This window comes from Evansella cellulosilytica DSM 2522, assembly GCF_000177235.2.
GTDB classification, from domain to species: domain Bacteria; phylum Bacillota; class Bacilli; order Bacillales; family Salisediminibacteriaceae; genus Evansella; species Evansella cellulosilytica.
The window spans coordinates 908,306-922,847 of record NC_014829.1; the positions used below are offsets into that span (position 1 = coordinate 908,306).

General features: G+C 38.0%; 12 protein-coding genes. 8 read left to right on the plus strand and 4 right to left on the minus strand.

Annotated elements, in window-relative coordinates:
• The first annotated feature begins 171 nt into the window (after positions 1–171).
• From BCELL_RS04070 to BCELL_RS04080, 4 genes are all read left to right on the plus strand, one after another.
• Positions 172–1,128 (plus strand): MBL fold metallo-hydrolase, encoded by a 957-nt coding sequence (locus BCELL_RS04070; protein WP_013487413.1) that lies wholly within the window; start codon positions 172–174, stop codon positions 1,126–1,128.
• Positions 1,129–1,211: 83 nt separating this feature from the next.
• Positions 1,212–1,634 carry a YtxH domain-containing protein gene (locus tag BCELL_RS04075; protein ID WP_013487414.1) on the plus strand — a complete coding sequence of 141 codons (423 nt, stop codon included), beginning with the start codon at positions 1,212–1,214 and terminating at the stop codon, positions 1,632–1,634.
• A 218-nt stretch (positions 1,635–1,852) separates the two neighbouring features.
• Positions 1,853–1,996 carry a hypothetical protein gene (locus BCELL_RS22440; RefSeq protein ID WP_157184172.1) on the plus strand — a complete coding sequence of 48 codons (144 nt, stop codon included), beginning with the start codon at positions 1,853–1,855 and terminating at the stop codon, positions 1,994–1,996.
• Between the two features lie 627 nt (positions 1,997–2,623).
• Positions 2,624–3,424 (plus strand): VLRF1 family aeRF1-type release factor, encoded by an 801-nt coding sequence (locus tag BCELL_RS04080; protein ID WP_013487415.1) that lies wholly within the window; start codon positions 2,624–2,626, stop codon positions 3,422–3,424.
• An 83-nt stretch (positions 3,425–3,507) separates the two neighbouring features.
• On the opposite strand, the gene BCELL_RS04085 is transcribed toward BCELL_RS04080, so the two are convergent.
• Positions 3,508–5,265 (minus strand): DUF2207 domain-containing protein, encoded by a 1,758-nt coding sequence (locus BCELL_RS04085; protein ID WP_013487416.1) that lies wholly within the window; start codon positions 5,263–5,265, stop codon positions 3,508–3,510.
• 752 nt (positions 5,266–6,017) lie between these two features.
• Positions 6,018–7,232 (minus strand): MFS transporter, encoded by a 1,215-nt coding sequence (locus BCELL_RS04090; protein ID WP_013487417.1) that lies wholly within the window; start codon positions 7,230–7,232, stop codon positions 6,018–6,020.
• Positions 7,233–7,385: 153 nt separating this feature from the next.
• Between BCELL_RS04090 and BCELL_RS04095 the strand changes: the two genes are divergently transcribed.
• From BCELL_RS04095 to BCELL_RS04110, 4 genes are all read left to right on the plus strand, one after another.
• Complete coding sequence (locus BCELL_RS04095; RefSeq protein ID WP_013487418.1) at positions 7,386–7,766, plus strand: OsmC family protein; 381 nt, start codon at positions 7,386–7,388, stop codon at positions 7,764–7,766.
• A 40-nt stretch (positions 7,767–7,806) separates the two neighbouring features.
• On the plus strand, positions 7,807–9,150 hold the full coding sequence (locus BCELL_RS04100; RefSeq protein WP_013487419.1) for an MATE family efflux transporter: 1,344 nt from the start codon (positions 7,807–7,809) through the stop codon (positions 9,148–9,150).
• Between the two features lie 267 nt (positions 9,151–9,417).
• Entirely contained in the window at positions 9,418–10,650 is a 1,233-nt protein-coding gene (locus BCELL_RS04105) for an IS110 family RNA-guided transposase (RefSeq protein ID WP_013487420.1), read from the plus strand.
• Positions 10,651–11,720: 1,070 nt separating this feature from the next.
• On the plus strand, positions 11,721–12,518 hold the full coding sequence (locus tag BCELL_RS04110) for a YfkD famly protein (protein WP_013487421.1): 798 nt from the start codon (positions 11,721–11,723) through the stop codon (positions 12,516–12,518).
• A gap of 163 nt (positions 12,519–12,681) precedes the next feature.
• Here BCELL_RS04110 and BCELL_RS04115 read toward each other — a convergent pair whose 3' ends face one another.
• Together BCELL_RS04115 and yfkAB are read right to left on the minus strand one after the other, a co-directional pair.
• Positions 12,682–13,359: a hypothetical protein gene (locus BCELL_RS04115; protein ID WP_013487422.1), complete on the minus strand. Its 678-nt coding sequence runs from the start codon at positions 13,357–13,359 to the stop codon at positions 12,682–12,684.
• A gap of 15 nt (positions 13,360–13,374) precedes the next feature.
• On the minus strand, positions 13,375–14,490 hold the full coding sequence (gene yfkAB / locus BCELL_RS04120) for a radical SAM/CxCxxxxC motif protein YfkAB (RefSeq protein ID WP_013487423.1): 1,116 nt from the start codon (positions 14,488–14,490) through the stop codon (positions 13,375–13,377).
• Positions 14,491–14,542 lie beyond the last annotated feature (52 nt).

The window sequence follows — 14,542 nt, forward strand, 5'->3', positions numbered from 1 at the left end:
AAAAATTGACACGAAAAAAATGAAAGCTTATTATATCGGGTTTCTTATATTTTATCCACACTGTTAACAAGTTTGTGGATAAGTTAAGTGTGGACAACTGACCCGGTAATGACTTTATTAATAAATTCTAGTAAAATAAAAATGAATAACGATTCACTTGGAGGCGTGATAATGGAACAAATCTCAAATGGTATTTATAAATTGACAATACCTACACCATTTTTAGTTGGACCAGTTAATACATATTTAATCGAAGGTGATTCATTAACTTTAGTGGACGTTGGACCAAATACGGTTGAAGCTTGGGAAGAGACAAAAGCGCAATTACAGCAAGTGAACAAAAAAGTGGAAGATATAGAAAACATCATTTTGACACATCATCACCCTGATCATATAGGAATGATAGAAAAATTCCTACCATTTGCAACGGTATATGCCCATAGAAAAGTAAAGCCGTGGATTACGAAGGATAAGCAGTTTTTGTTCAATGCACTGCAATTTTATGAAGAACTATACACTTCTCACGGTGTTCCCGATGCGTTCATTACTAACATGTTAGAGAAAAAAGAGAGCTATATGAATTTTTCATCAATAGGGAGAGTCGATGTTGAAATAAAAGAAGGAAGTCGACTACATTTTTTACGTGAATGGTCCGTTATTGAAACACCTGGGCATGCACAAAGTCATATTTCACTATATAGAAAAAGTGATGGTGTTTTGATAGCAGGAGATCATCTCATTGACCATATTTCATCAAATGCCATTATTGAACCAACGTATGAGGGGGAGAAAAAAAGAGCCGAACCATTACTGGATTATCGACGTTCCTTACAGAAATGTCTTGATATGAAAGTTGCCTATTCTGGTCATGGAGCTGAAATTGACAATATAGATGAGCTAATAAAAAAGAGGATAAATGAACAAGATAAGAAAGCGATGCAATTTAAAAAAATGTTATCGGACAAGCCAAAAACGTGCTTTGAGCTTTGCATGGAAAAATATCATTACATTTATGAAAAGCAGCCGGATTTAACTTTCTCAGAAACTTTAGGTCATTTAGATTTACTCCAATCGAGAAAAGAAATAAAGCAAAATGTTATTAATGGTTTAATTTACTACTCACAGTAAGGGCTCTTTATTTTTTTTGAAAACGATAATTGATAAAATAAATGCAAAGCAAACTATTCGTGTAGAGATGGGAGGGACATTTTATGAGTAAAGAGGACAAGCAAGGTAGCTGGTTACGCCGTGGGTTCCTTCTGGGAGCGGTAGCAGGATCCATTTACATCTTGGCGAATAAAAAGACACGTTCGAAGGTTATAAACGGAATAGGTGAATGTACGACTAAGACGAAGCAGTGGATTGAAGTGATTAAAGAGAATCGTGAAGAAATTGTCGAGCAGCTAAGGGCATCAAGTAATACAATCTCATCCGTTGTAGAAGATGCATCAGATGATATTCAACAAATAGTAGAAACGACGCAACATATGAAGCAACATACGAGTACGTTGTTGGGCACGCTACAAGATACAAAACATGAATTTCAACAATTAGCTGCAAATATAAAAAGTAAAAACACGATTGATACACAGGATGCACAAGCACTACTGCCAGAGTATGATGAGCGTAACTAAACCAGCAATTTTGCAAACAGTAGAATGCATAACATTAGGTGGCAAACGGCATCTAAATTTCGTGGGCACTGAAACAGGTTGATTACCTTTTCAGTGCTTTCTTTTTTTAGAAGGGTCGGTATGATTGGAATTGTGTTTTGGGAAAATATTACATTAACCAATGTAGTAGCATTTATTATATGTTATAATTGCTGAAAGACTAAAAAAGGTGTGATTTAATGTCTATCTTAAATGCAACTTACCAGTATCAAGACACTTATTTTTTCGTTTTTCATCCAACGTTCTTATTAATGATTGGAATTGGCATTGCCTTGCTAGCTACTATCTTTTATATTTATAAAAAAAAGACAATAGTTAAATGAATTTTATAATTATCCTCCCTTACAGGCCAAGTGTTTAAAATTTTCTTATCTTTTGAAACCTAAATGTCGAATTTAGTATTTAGTACCAAATAATTAAGACGTTTTGTTCAAATTATTGTTGATTGAAACGAAAGGGTACGAGACGTCTGCGGGAAAAGCAAGAGCTGAAGATCCATCGGGGTGGGGTTCCCCGATTAGCTGAAGCCTTGCCCGCGACAAGCGAGTATCCTGAAGTGAAAATCAACAACAAAGTTAAGTAGACCAGCAAATTTTTTAATGAGAAGATTTTTTTTGAAAAGTGAATATCTAAATTGATTCAATTAAAGAATAGGTAAAAAAGTATGGGTGGATTTCCCTTTAAAGGTTGTAAGAAACCCCTAAAAACTAGCTTATGAGAGAGCTAGTTTTTTCATGTTTCTAAAATTTGTTGCTACCAGCAGCGTTACATTTGAGATCTTTCAAATACATTTTAGAGGCTGAAACACCGCTTACCGATGAGCAACAACTTCCCCCTTACTTTCTTCTACGATAAAAAATTTCTAATATAGGCAACTCATAGAAATATGTTTAATCTGATTTAATTAAGGAAAAAGTCTTGTACAAGCTTATAAAGGGGGAATCACTTTTATGGATTTTAAAAGTCATTTAAAGGAATTGGAGAAACATAGGTGTACGGAGAATAAATGTGTATTATCAGTATACTTAAATACGGATCGAGCAAGTGCAGACCAACAACGGGGAGAATGGAAGATCCGCTTAAAAAACGGGCTAAAGAGATTACAAGAATACATCGCATTGTCTAGTGATGAGAACCAATTAAGAAGCTATAAAAAGCTGCGTCAAAAAGTTGAGAAAGAAATTATCGGAAATCAATCTCGTTTGTCTAAAGGAGTTGCAATTTTTGCATCAGAGGAAGAGGGAAATAGCCTTTGGTCGGTTCACTATTTACAGCTCCCTATAAAAAGCCGTTTTTATTGGGAACGAAGGCCCAAGATTGACCAACTTCTTGATTTAACAAAAGCATATCCAAAGAGTGGTATTATCCTTCCGAACCTTGATGAAGTAAAAGTAATAGATGCAGAGTTAGGAGAAATTAAAGAGAAAAAGCGGTTTGAATTTGATCCAGAAACGGAAGAATGGACAGCAAAAGAGGGATTAGCGTCTTCAGCAAGGGTGGCTTCAAGTGCGAGTCACATAGACGATGTAAAGCAACGTTATGCAGAAAACCATCACCGCTTTTACAAAGAGGTTGCTACAATCATTGAAAAAATGCGGAACAAACGGAAATGGGAGAAGCTTTACTTAGTAGGTGATACTGAAATGGTGAGAGCCTTACAGGAAAAAATGGACATTCATATTAACAAAATAGTCCATAAAAACTTAAATAATCGAGATGAATCGAAAGTGTTAAATGAGATTTATGGATAATTTATAATAAGAGGGTGAATATAAAGGGGGCTAATGTGCCCCTTCAGATTCACCCTCATCTCATATGATAGATTTAGCATTTATTAAAAGGCACCAGAGCCACCGCCGCCTCCTCCTACTCCACCTCCACCACCACCGGTGAAGGTAGAACCGGAGCTTCCGGAGCTCATAGAACCTAAGCTATTGTTTGTAGATTGAAAGGAAGAAGATGTACTTTGTGACATTAATGCAAGCGCATAAAAGCTAAATGTAGGATCAAAAGCAGCTGCTGAATTGCTATTGAAATGGGTTTGATTAGCTTCAAAATGCTTTAATAACTCTCTATTTTTCTTTTTGAGATCATCTTCTCCGATGCCAAGTGCAAATAAGAAAGCCCTCATTTGCTCATCCTCAGACCATGAATCCCAATATTCATGGCTCAACTGACGATAATGTTGTTTAAACTGCTGCCACTGATAAAAAATTAAGCTACCTTTATAAGTTTTAGGGTTATAAATAATGCCATACAAAAGGTAGGCAAGCGCGATAACGCCAGTAGTAGCCACATAACCAAACAATTCATTCATCCCAAATAAAATGAATAATGGGGTCAAGAATAAGCTTGAGCTAGAGATCATTGCTCGATACCAACTTTTGTTTTCATAGAGATTATTTTCGTTAATTTCTTTTTTAATTGCGCTTTTCCACTTATTCAATCTCTCTAAATAATTGGAGCTATTATTGTTATATTTTCCGTATGCCTTCAATTGTTTTAATGAAAACCTTTGGCCATCACCAACTCGCTCAAACAGCCAAGCAATAAGAATTTCCTCATGCTCTAATAGTGCATTACTATGAACAAGTTCAAAGGTTTTTTCTTCTACTTGCTTTACATTCCCTTTTCTAACTAAATCCAACAGTGCAGCCGCCATTGCATTGCTTGAAAGTTGGTGATAATTCGTAAGAGAAATCGTAGCGGGCAAACTTAACTCCGTCAAAGGAGGGCGATCAACTTTTTCTAGTTCTCTTGCTATAGAGATCTGTTTACTTCGGTATTTTAAGTAGTCCTTTAAAAAGATAAAAAATAGTACAGCTGCGAGTAATGGTAAAACGGTATTACCAAATGAGGAATAAAATTCTCGTTTTTCTTCTGCTTCCTGTATTGCCGCATAGCGTGCTTCCTCTTCAGCAATAATTGTCTCTTTCAATTCTCCTTTTAGTAGCGGTGCAGAAGGGAAGAACTCGCTCGGATAAGCTACTCTAATGTTCGCATCGCGATTACTTCTTACTTTTCCTAAATCAAAAATAACTGATCCGTCTTCCACAATTTTCTCTTTTTCAAACGCCTCATCGTAACCAATCGCAATAACGGAATCGGTTGAAACATTTGTTGAAGTTGTAGGTGGCATTACTTCTATCTTCAAGCTTTCGTAATCTGATTCGTTTTGAGAATCAATGAATGCCCAATAAAATTGGCCAACGTCTTCATAAACCTGTACGCCATTTTTTATCGTATAAGTAAGTGTAATCTCAATGGTTTCGTCGCTGCCAGACCGGTGGATTCGGTGTGTGTAGCCATCCGATTCAATTGTTAATGGTTCACTATTTTCAACCGCGTGAAGGTCAATAATTTCTGCGTTAATGTCTTGATTTGGTACAAGACCTCGTATAATACCATTGAATTCACCATTAAATGTGTATATGTTTGTTTCGGTTACACTAACATCACCATTTTCTAGAAGCTCAGCTTGAATGTGGAGACTATCAATCGTATAGTCGACAGCTAGAACTTTACTTGGAACAAATAGTAGTAATAACAGCATGGTTATACTAGTTAGCATGAAAACTTTTTTCTTGAACATGTATTTTCACCTCTTATTTGTATGTACGGATGAACGAGGGGAAAAGTTTCTTTTAAGCGTGAATTCATGTGAGTTGTAGGGGCGGTTGTGTGTGAAAGGGAAGCATGATTATTCTAAGCGCCCCATTCTAAAGGGAAAAATTATGTAGAAAGGCGCACAAATCGAAATAGCGAGCCATTGAGAGGAAGAAAAAGCAATAGAATGGCCAGCAAAATAAAATAGCGCCCCATTCTAAAGGGAAAATATATGTAGAAAGGCGCACAAATCCAAATAGTGGGCCATTGAGAGGAAGAAAAAGCAATAGAGTGGCCAGCAAAATAAAATAGCGCCCCATTCTAAAGGAAAAATATATGTAGAAAGGCGCACAAATCGAAATAGCGGGCCATTGAGAGAAAGAAAAAGCAATAGAATGGCCAGCAAAATAAAATAGCGCCCCATTCTAAAGGGAAAAATTATGTAGAAAGGCGCACAAGTCGAAATAGCGGGCCATTGAGAGAAAGAAAAAGCAATAGAATGGCCAGCAAAATAAAATAGCGCCCCATTCTAAAGGGAAAAATTATGTAGAAAGGCGCACAAATCGAAATAGCGGGCCATTGAGAGAAAGAAAAAGCAATAGAATGGCCAGCAAAATCAATTAGCAAACCACTCAATCGCAAAAAAAGATTACCATATCTCGCAGTTGTTATTTCCAATAGCAAAGCGCCAAAAGGAATGCAACCACTACAAAGCCGCATCCCTTTTTAATTTCTTATTTAAGCAACACTTTCTACTTCATTACTTTCATCCGAATTTGTCCGTTCAAAAATCATACCTGCTATGAAAACGAGAAGGAGCATGGCGCTTATGGCATAGTAGATGGCACCTCGCTCAATAAATCCGATAAGAAACCCACCTACACTAGGACCAATCATACTACCTAAAGCAAACAATATTCCAGTCATCACTGTACCTGTAGGAAGTAAACTTGCTGGAACTAAGTCAGCTAAATACGCAATACCTAAAGAAAATAAAGAGCCTAGTAGCATCCCGGATATCGCGAATAACCCCCAAAGTGCCCAAGGAATATGTTCGACAAATACCATAAGGAAAAACAAAATCGAGCCTATGAACGTCAGCCCTCTAATAACACGACTTCTTCCAATTTTGTCACTTAGCACTCCAAGTGGAAGCTGCGTCAATAAGCTACCAAAAACGAAGCTTGGTAAGAGCAGCACTGTTACAAATGATATATCTAGACCGACACGCATCGCATAAACGGGATAGCTGCCGTGTAAAGTTGCCTCTAAAAATCCGTAGCATAGGCCAGGTAAAAGGGCAAACCAGGCTAGCTTAATTACTTGCTTGTAGCGAGAAAACGTATTGAGCTGTGAGGCTGTTTCAAAATCGTTTTTAGGCCACTCGTTCCGCAAAAAGAGCATAAAAATCCATGCGATGAAGCTTGTGCAAGCTGCGATAATGAAAGGTAAGTATGCATTGATTTCAATTAACCTTGTCATCATTGGACCAATGCCGAAGCCCATTCCGAAAGCTAATCCATATATAGCAAGCTGGCGTCCTCTTTTTTCCCGTGAGCTCGTAGTACTAATCCATATTTGAGTGGAAAAATGAATTAAATTATCACCAATCCCGACAACCATACGTAAAACAAACCAAAACCAAAATGTTTGCCAAATAGGAAACAGAATAAGCGAAAGCATAACGAGTAAAAGCCCAACAATGATGACAGGCTTATAACCAAACTTACGGACTGGGCGTTCAATAAATGGAGAAATTAATATAATTCCGATATATAGTGCTGCAGCGTTAATCCCATTAGCTGAAGAGGAAACGCCAGCTGTTTCAAGCATGACAGCAAGAACTGGTAACAGCATACCTTGAGAAAAACCAGCAATTAACACCATGCCAACTAATACCCAGTAACGATAAGTAGGATTATTTTGTGTGAGATCTCGTGTTGCGACAGTCATTTGTAACCTCCTTTAGAAACGAAATGTCCATACACCATTGTATAGTGTTTTTTAATAAAAGCAACGAAAATTCACTGGAAACCAAAAACGTGACGTATGTAATCTTTACAGGGTACAATATAAAAAGAAATTGATAAAAAGGGTGGTATATCGATGAAATTTCACATGAAAGAAAATGGCTTTGAAACAACCTTTGAATATGGAACGCTGCAAATTTCCGGGAACGAGGAATATGGTTTCCGACCATATCAGCTAATGGTAAGCTCAGTGGCAGTATGTGGTGGTGGCGTATTAAGAAAAGTATTAGAAAAACAACGAATGAATGTGAAGGATATTACTGTTGAGGCGAATGTCACACGTGACCCTGATGCAGCAAACAAAATAACAAAGATCCATTTGCACTACACGATTGATGGTGAAAACTTAAATGAGGCAAAAATAGAAAAAGCGATGGTGCTGGCGCAAAAAAATTGCCCGATGGCCCAAACGATTATTGATAGTGTCGAGTTAACGGAGAGTTTTACATTAGTATAATTGGCGCAATAGAACAATAGTAAACAATGGGGGGAGAGTAGTGAGTAATCAGCACGATTTTACCGATGGAAGTATACTGAAAAAAATGATTATCTTCTCTGGACCGATTTTTCTCACGAACCTCCTCCAAGTGTCTTATCAGCTCGTCGATTCACTATGGGTAGGGAATTTATTAGGTGCAAATGCACTCGGAGCGATCGCGATTTCTGGAACTATCGTGTTTACGATTCTTTCCTTTATTATCGGGATAAATAATGCAACACTCACTGTTTTATCGCAGTATCGTGGTGCACAAGATGAAGAAGGCTTGAAGGCATCGCTGAATGCTTTTGTAGTCATATTAGGCTCGATGACAATTATCTTAGGCGTTATTGGCTATATCATGTCACCTACGATTTTACGTTGGATGGGTACACCAGGGGAAATACTTCCATTAGCGACGACGTATTTAAGAATTAACTTTATCGGAATTACATTTTTGTTCGGCTACAACTTTATTGCAACTGTCCTAAGGGCGATGGGAGACAGTAAAACTCCTGTACGGTTCGTATTGATTGCTGTTATATTAAATGCTATTTTCGATCCATTATTTATTTATGTTTTTAACTTAGGGATAGCAGGAGCGGCGTATGCTACGATTGTTGCCCAAGGTACTGCTTTTGTTTATGGATTAATACATACAATTTATAAAGCGGGGGTGCCTTTTTCCTTCCCTCGTATACCAAACAGGCACTACGTAAAATCGATTATTAAGCTAGGATTGCCTTCAGGGTTATCGATGATGGTCATATCTGGAGGCGTGCTTGCAATTATGACGGTAGTAACGACATTTGGTGAAGAAGTCGTTGCAGGCTTCGGAGCAGCACAACGCTTAGATAGCTTGATTATGCTTCCTGCTATGGCGCTTGGTACTGCCGTAAACAGTATGGCAGGTCAAAATATTGGAGCAAAGTTGTGGGAGCGTGTTCATGAAATAGCCAAATACGGTATTATCCTTATTTTGCTCGTTTCATTTACGATAAGTGCGGTTGTGTTTTTTAGTGCAGAATGGATGATTTCTCTGTTTATCCAAGATAAAGACACAATCGCTTTTGGAAAAATGTATGTACAAACGATCGCATTCTTTTATCCGTTCTTAGGAATAAACTTTGTTTTAAATGGTGTTGTTCGAGCAGCGGGAGCGATGTTTCAAATATTTGTTTTAAATACGATATCCTTCTGGGTATTACGATATCCTCTGACATATGTTGCGGCGTATTGGTTTGGAGAGCAAGGTATTGCAATTGGAATGGCTGCAAGCTTTGTTGTGAGTAGCTTTTTTGCGATTGGTTATTACATGTTCGGAAAGTGGCAAAAAATAAAGGTAGTTGAAAAAGAAGCATGATGTTATAGTGGTTGACTCAAACTTTCATGGCTTAATAGCCACCACTATGAATGAAAATGACTTGCGACCTGTGCTTGCTAATTTTTATAATAAGATTAGCAGGTCACAGGTCGTCCCTTTATTGGTGGAATTTTTACCCCGCGACTCAAACCGACCGAATACACCTACGAGCACCGCTAATTGTCGTTAAGAACACGTGTATAAAAATACCATGCTTACAGGTGTATGACCTGCATCATTTCTATTTTTATTAAGGAGTGATGAGTTATGGATGCAGTATTGGAAAGATGTGCTGGACTAGATGTTCATCAGGAAGAGATTGTAGCTTGTGTTATGTATGGTCCATTGGAAAAACGACCAAAAAAAGAGACACAAACTTTTCTTACAACGACGAAAGGCTTACTTGCACTTCATGATTGGCTAGAAAGCTTTAAATGTACCCATGTCGCAATGGAAAATACTGGTGTTTATTGGAAACCAGTGTGGAATATTCTAGAGGGGAGCTTCGAATTAATTCTTGCCAATGCAAAGCGCATTAAGAATGTTCCTGGTCGTAAGACCGATGTCAGTGATGCAGCCTGGATTACCCAGTTATTGAGATGTGGGTTGATCACACCAAGTTTTGTTCCACCTGAAAACTTCCGAGATCTACGGGATTATACTCGTTACCGTAGAAAGCTTGTTGGCAATGCATCTTCAGAAAAAAATCGTATCCATAAGATCTTACAAGATGCAAACGTCAAGTTAACCACTTTTGTTAGTGATTTATTTGGTGTATCTGGACGAGCTCTTTTAGAGTCAATCATTAATGGTGAGGTGTTAACGGAGGAGCAGGTAAGAAGCTTGGTGAAAACTTCTTTAAAGAGAAAAGTACCTCAATTAGTTGATGCTTTAAATGGACGAGTACGCCAGCATCATCGAAAAATTATTCGCATGCATTATGATCATTTAATTTATCTTGAGAAACAAATTTCAGAATTGGAGGGCGAAATCGACCGTCTAATAACCCCCTATGACGAATATGTTGAATTACTCGATACAATCCCTGGTGTAAGTTTTAATGCTATAGCGGTGATTATTGCAGAGATTGGCGTAGATATGTCTTGTTTCCCATCTGATAAGCACTTAGCTTCATGGGATGGATTATGTCCTGGTAATAATGAGAGTGCTGGAAAGAAAAAAAACTCCCGGACCCAAAAAGGGAACAGGAGTTTAAAGGGTGTCCTTTGTCAAGCAGCATGGTCCGCATCCAAATCCAAAGGAACCCGCCTCTCCTCATTCTTCCATCGTGTGCAGAAGAGAAGAGGTCAATATAAAGCATCGATGGCTACAGCACATCTTATTTTAAGGATAATATATCATATTATTAAAGACAAGATCCCCTATGAAGAATTAGGGTGGGATTATGCAGAAAAAGATACGGAAAGGAAGATCAACTACTGGATTAAGAATATTGAGTCAAAAGGCTTTAAAGTGACGGTAGAACAACCTACAGCCTAAAAGTAAAAAAATGGAAAATAGTACCCGTAAGGATACCCTCCCCCTTTTTTTGTTTTTTTGACCTACAAGGTATTCATTTTCGTATAAAAAGGTAAAAATTCCAGGCCTCTGAAAAAGTGTAAAACAACTTTTTCAGTGCCTTTTATTTGTATTGCAGTCGCGCGCCTGATAGGAGAAACCCACTCCTATCAGGGTTTTAAACGATTGCAACGACTACGCACATTGCTTAGGGGCACTTAATAAGTGAAAGAACACAAGGACACTGAACAAGTGAAAAACTTGCTATTTTGTTGCATTAATATTCAATATACCTAATTGTAGAAAAAGTTGATGAGACCGGAGCAAGCGAGACTCCTGCGGGAAACAAAGGCAGGGGTGAGACTACGTAGATGCAAAGCATGAAGGAGGCTCACCAGCCGCCCGCGGAAAGCGAGTTTGCACAGGTCTCATCAATTTCTATATTTAAACAACTTTATATTTATTAGTCTATCCTATAAAATTCAGTACTTTTTCAGTGCCCTTTTATTTGTATTGCAATGGCTACGTTCGTTGCGCGCCTGATAGGATAAACCCACTCCTATCAGGCTTTTAAACGATTGCAACGACTACGCACATTGCTTAGGGGCACTTAGAAAGTGAAAGAATGCCACTTTTTCAGTGCCCTTCTATTTGTATTGCAATGGCTACGTTCGTTGCGCGCCTGATAGGATAAACCCACTCCTATCAGGCTTTTAAACGATTGCAACGACTATGCACATTGCTTAGGGGCACTTCAAAAGTGAAAGAACACCACTTTTTCAGTGCCCTTTTATTTGTATTGCAATGGCTACGTTCGTTGCGCGCCTGATAGGATAAACCCACTCCTATCAGGCTTTTAAACGATTGCAACGACTACGCACATTGCTTAGGGGCACTTCAAAAGTGAAAGAACACCACTTTTTCAGTGCCCTTAAAATTCGGGCTTTTGAGCCAACCGCTTTTTTATTATGGATAATTTCTGCAGATAAAGAAAAACTATCGTTAAACACCTTAAAATTACGTAAAACGTGTAAAAGAAAGGGATGTTTACATTGAAAAAAGCTATTTTATGTTTTCTTCTTCCACTCTTATTGATTGTCAATGTGACAGCGGTTTTTGCGGAAGAAGACAAAAAAGAAGAAAAGCTCATTCCAGATTCAGCGATGGATATTTCAAAGGATAATACTTACCCGAATCCAACACAAGACCTTCCAAGGCTACATCCAAGTGAGCTTGCTGAAGAACTATTAGAGTCAACTGATATTCATATCGAAAATCCAGAGCTCATCAAAATGTTTAACGAGTCGGCTATTAAAGGCTCAAAGCTTGCAATTGGCATGAATGTATCGATTTATTTAGGTCAGTGGCCGCTTGCATATGAATCCGATGAGTCTAAAATTAACTGGGATTTTGAAAAGGTAAACACGAACGTATTAGATAATCGTGGGGGTAATGAAGCGAAGAAGATCCATTATAGTCAGGAGCAGCAAAAAAGAATTAAAGGTGGTTTAACGGCAGAAATTCCTAACGGTGATATGGTGCAAAAATTAATGCTATTAAAAGCGACAGAAAAACTAAACTTACCGTTAAGCTTTTCAACAGTGATCGGGCATAACACGAAAACGGACAGAGTGTATAATGTCGCACCGAAAGTTATGGGATACTTAGATACGTATGTCCCTGCCGTAAATGAAAAAGGAAAAGTTACTTATGGAGAAGTATATCTCCGTATGAAAGGTGATAAAAAGTGGCTTGAAGTAAAAAACGTGACTAAGCAAGGAATAGGCGCATGGATTCCAGTTCAAGATTACGTGAATTTAAAGCTACAGACACCGAAACAGCCGAGATAAGAAAATGCTAGAAGAGAGGCACTGAAAAGTACAGAGCTACTTTCTCAGTGCCTTTTATTTGTATTACAGTCGCTCTCCTGAAAGGGGAACCATATTCCTATCAGGCTTTTTTAAGAAAAAACATAATAACAGCTTCGTGAAGCTGTTATTATGTTTTCTTTCCCTATAGAGTATCCCAGTTTACTGGAAATGTAATATTTAACGGAATCGTCATTGGCTCACCATGTGGCTGCAACGTGAATTCTGTTTCTACATACATCAATTGATTGGATGCTTCAATTTCAGTAGAATAACTGACATTTCCTGCAGAGATGACGAGTCCATTTCGATCTATTTCAATATCATCTTCATTGTAAGTACTACTAGACCCTTTTTCTGCCCATGTTTCTTCATTATTTTGTATATAATGATAATCGTAAAGTGCAGAGATGAAATTTTCATATAAAGTATAAGCATATGATTGATGAGAAGGCGCTAACGTATAATGATCATCACTTGTATCCCTTTCCACATCGACACTTAACCTCGTGCTACTTTGTTGATGATCTGTAATGAGGAGCCCATCCTCTGAAAGCTCATTTTTATAAAAATTGTAGTGAATTTGAACAGTGCTTATCGTGCTATTTGTCTCTCCAAGAAACTCAACAGAATCGATGATGCTATAATACATATCGTCGTTTACGACAAAGCCAGTATTTTCAATGAGAGGTTTAAATGATTCTAATACATCTGCTTGTATTGTATTGATCATGTCTCTTTGCCTTTCATTTTCTAGATAAGCTTGAACGCCAATGACAATCAAGGCGACAATGACAATAACTGCAATTACTTTTTTTAGCATAAACAAAACACCTTTCTATAAAGTGACAAGCTGTTGTTTTCTCTTCGTAAAGTCTACATTTTTATAGTACGCATGCTTTACTAGTAGATTTGGCCCGAGACACTGAACAGCTGGACAGTGACAATCAATGCTTTTTGACAAGTCAGTAGTTTTCCAAGCGTCATATGCATCAATTAGCTTTGTCGTTTGAATATGACCAAGGACACCAGCATCGGCAAAGTCGGTAACGTTAATATTACCATTAAATATATCAACATTAAGACGGGAGCGTCCGTCTGGATCGTTACGAACAGTGACGTTTTTTTCTTCGTGTAATCTAGTAAATAGCTGCTTATCTTCATCAAGCGTATTACATGGATAAAACGGTAATGTACCAAAAAGCATCCAGACGTTTTTATCACGACAATCAAGTAAACGGTGAATACCTTCGCGAATCTCATCTAAAGATGCAACTTCCAAACCACTCGCAAAATTACTTGGATACATAGGGTGCACCTCGTGTCGCTGGCAGCCCATGTCTACGATCTGTTCATGAATACGTTCAAGGTGTGGGAGAGTTCGCTTATTGATCATCGTTTCTGCTGAAACCATGACCCCTTTACCTGTTAAGTAACGGCTATTTTCCACCATGCGATCGAAGTAGGCTTTACGTTGCTCGAAGGTCGGCTTTTTATCCATAACAGCAAAGCCAATGTCGGCAAAGTCTTCTACACTACCGTAATTGTGGGAAATATGAAGCACATCTAAATATGGAATGATGAGCTCATATCGATCAATTGGCATCGTTAAATTAGAGTTAATTTGCGTACGAATTCCGCGCTCATGCGCATATTTGAGAAGTGGCAAGACATAATTTTTCACTGACTTCATCGACATCATCGGTTCGCCACCAGTGATGCTCAACGCGCGTAAGTCTTTTACTTCATCTAAACGTTGAGTGAATAGCTCCAAAGGTAATGCCTCAGGATCCTTCGTCTGTAAAGAGTAACCGACAGCACAGTGCTCACAACGCATGTTGCAGATGTTCGTCGTCGTAAACTCAACATTTGTTAGTCGTTGCTCTCCATACTCGTTTATATCCATATATGCTTCCCATGGATCATAGGAAGGTGTAATTTTCTTGATATTCATTGTTTGAAAACTCCCTTTTAGGTGAAAATGAAGGTATATACATCGTTAACCA

Excerpts from the sequence above, each read along its gene's own strand:
- BCELL_RS04070 (WP_013487413.1), top strand. The coding sequence starts at position 172 with ATGGAACAAATCTCAAATGGTATTTATAAATTGACAATACCTACACCA.
- BCELL_RS04075 (WP_013487414.1), top strand. The coding sequence starts at position 1,212 with ATGAGTAAAGAGGACAAGCAAGGTAGCTGGTTACGCCGTGGGTTCCTT.
- BCELL_RS04115 (WP_013487422.1), bottom strand. The coding sequence starts at position 13,359 with ATGCTAAAAAAAGTAATTGCAGTTATTGTCATTGTCGCCTTGATTGTC.
- BCELL_RS04090 (WP_013487417.1), bottom strand. The coding sequence starts at position 7,232 with ATGACTGTCGCAACACGAGATCTCACACAAAATAATCCTACTTATCGT.
- yfkAB (WP_013487423.1), bottom strand. The coding sequence starts at position 14,490 with ATGAATATCAAGAAAATTACACCTTCCTATGATCCATGGGAAGCATAT.
- BCELL_RS04085 (WP_013487416.1), bottom strand. The coding sequence starts at position 5,265 with ATGTTCAAGAAAAAAGTTTTCATGCTAACTAGTATAACCATGCTGTTA.
- BCELL_RS04105 (WP_013487420.1), top strand. The coding sequence starts at position 9,418 with ATGGATGCAGTATTGGAAAGATGTGCTGGACTAGATGTTCATCAGGAA.
- BCELL_RS04095 (WP_013487418.1), top strand. The coding sequence starts at position 7,386 with ATGAAATTTCACATGAAAGAAAATGGCTTTGAAACAACCTTTGAATAT.
- BCELL_RS22440 (WP_157184172.1), top strand. The coding sequence starts at position 1,853 with ATGTCTATCTTAAATGCAACTTACCAGTATCAAGACACTTATTTTTTC.
- BCELL_RS04080 (WP_013487415.1), top strand. The coding sequence starts at position 2,624 with ATGGATTTTAAAAGTCATTTAAAGGAATTGGAGAAACATAGGTGTACG.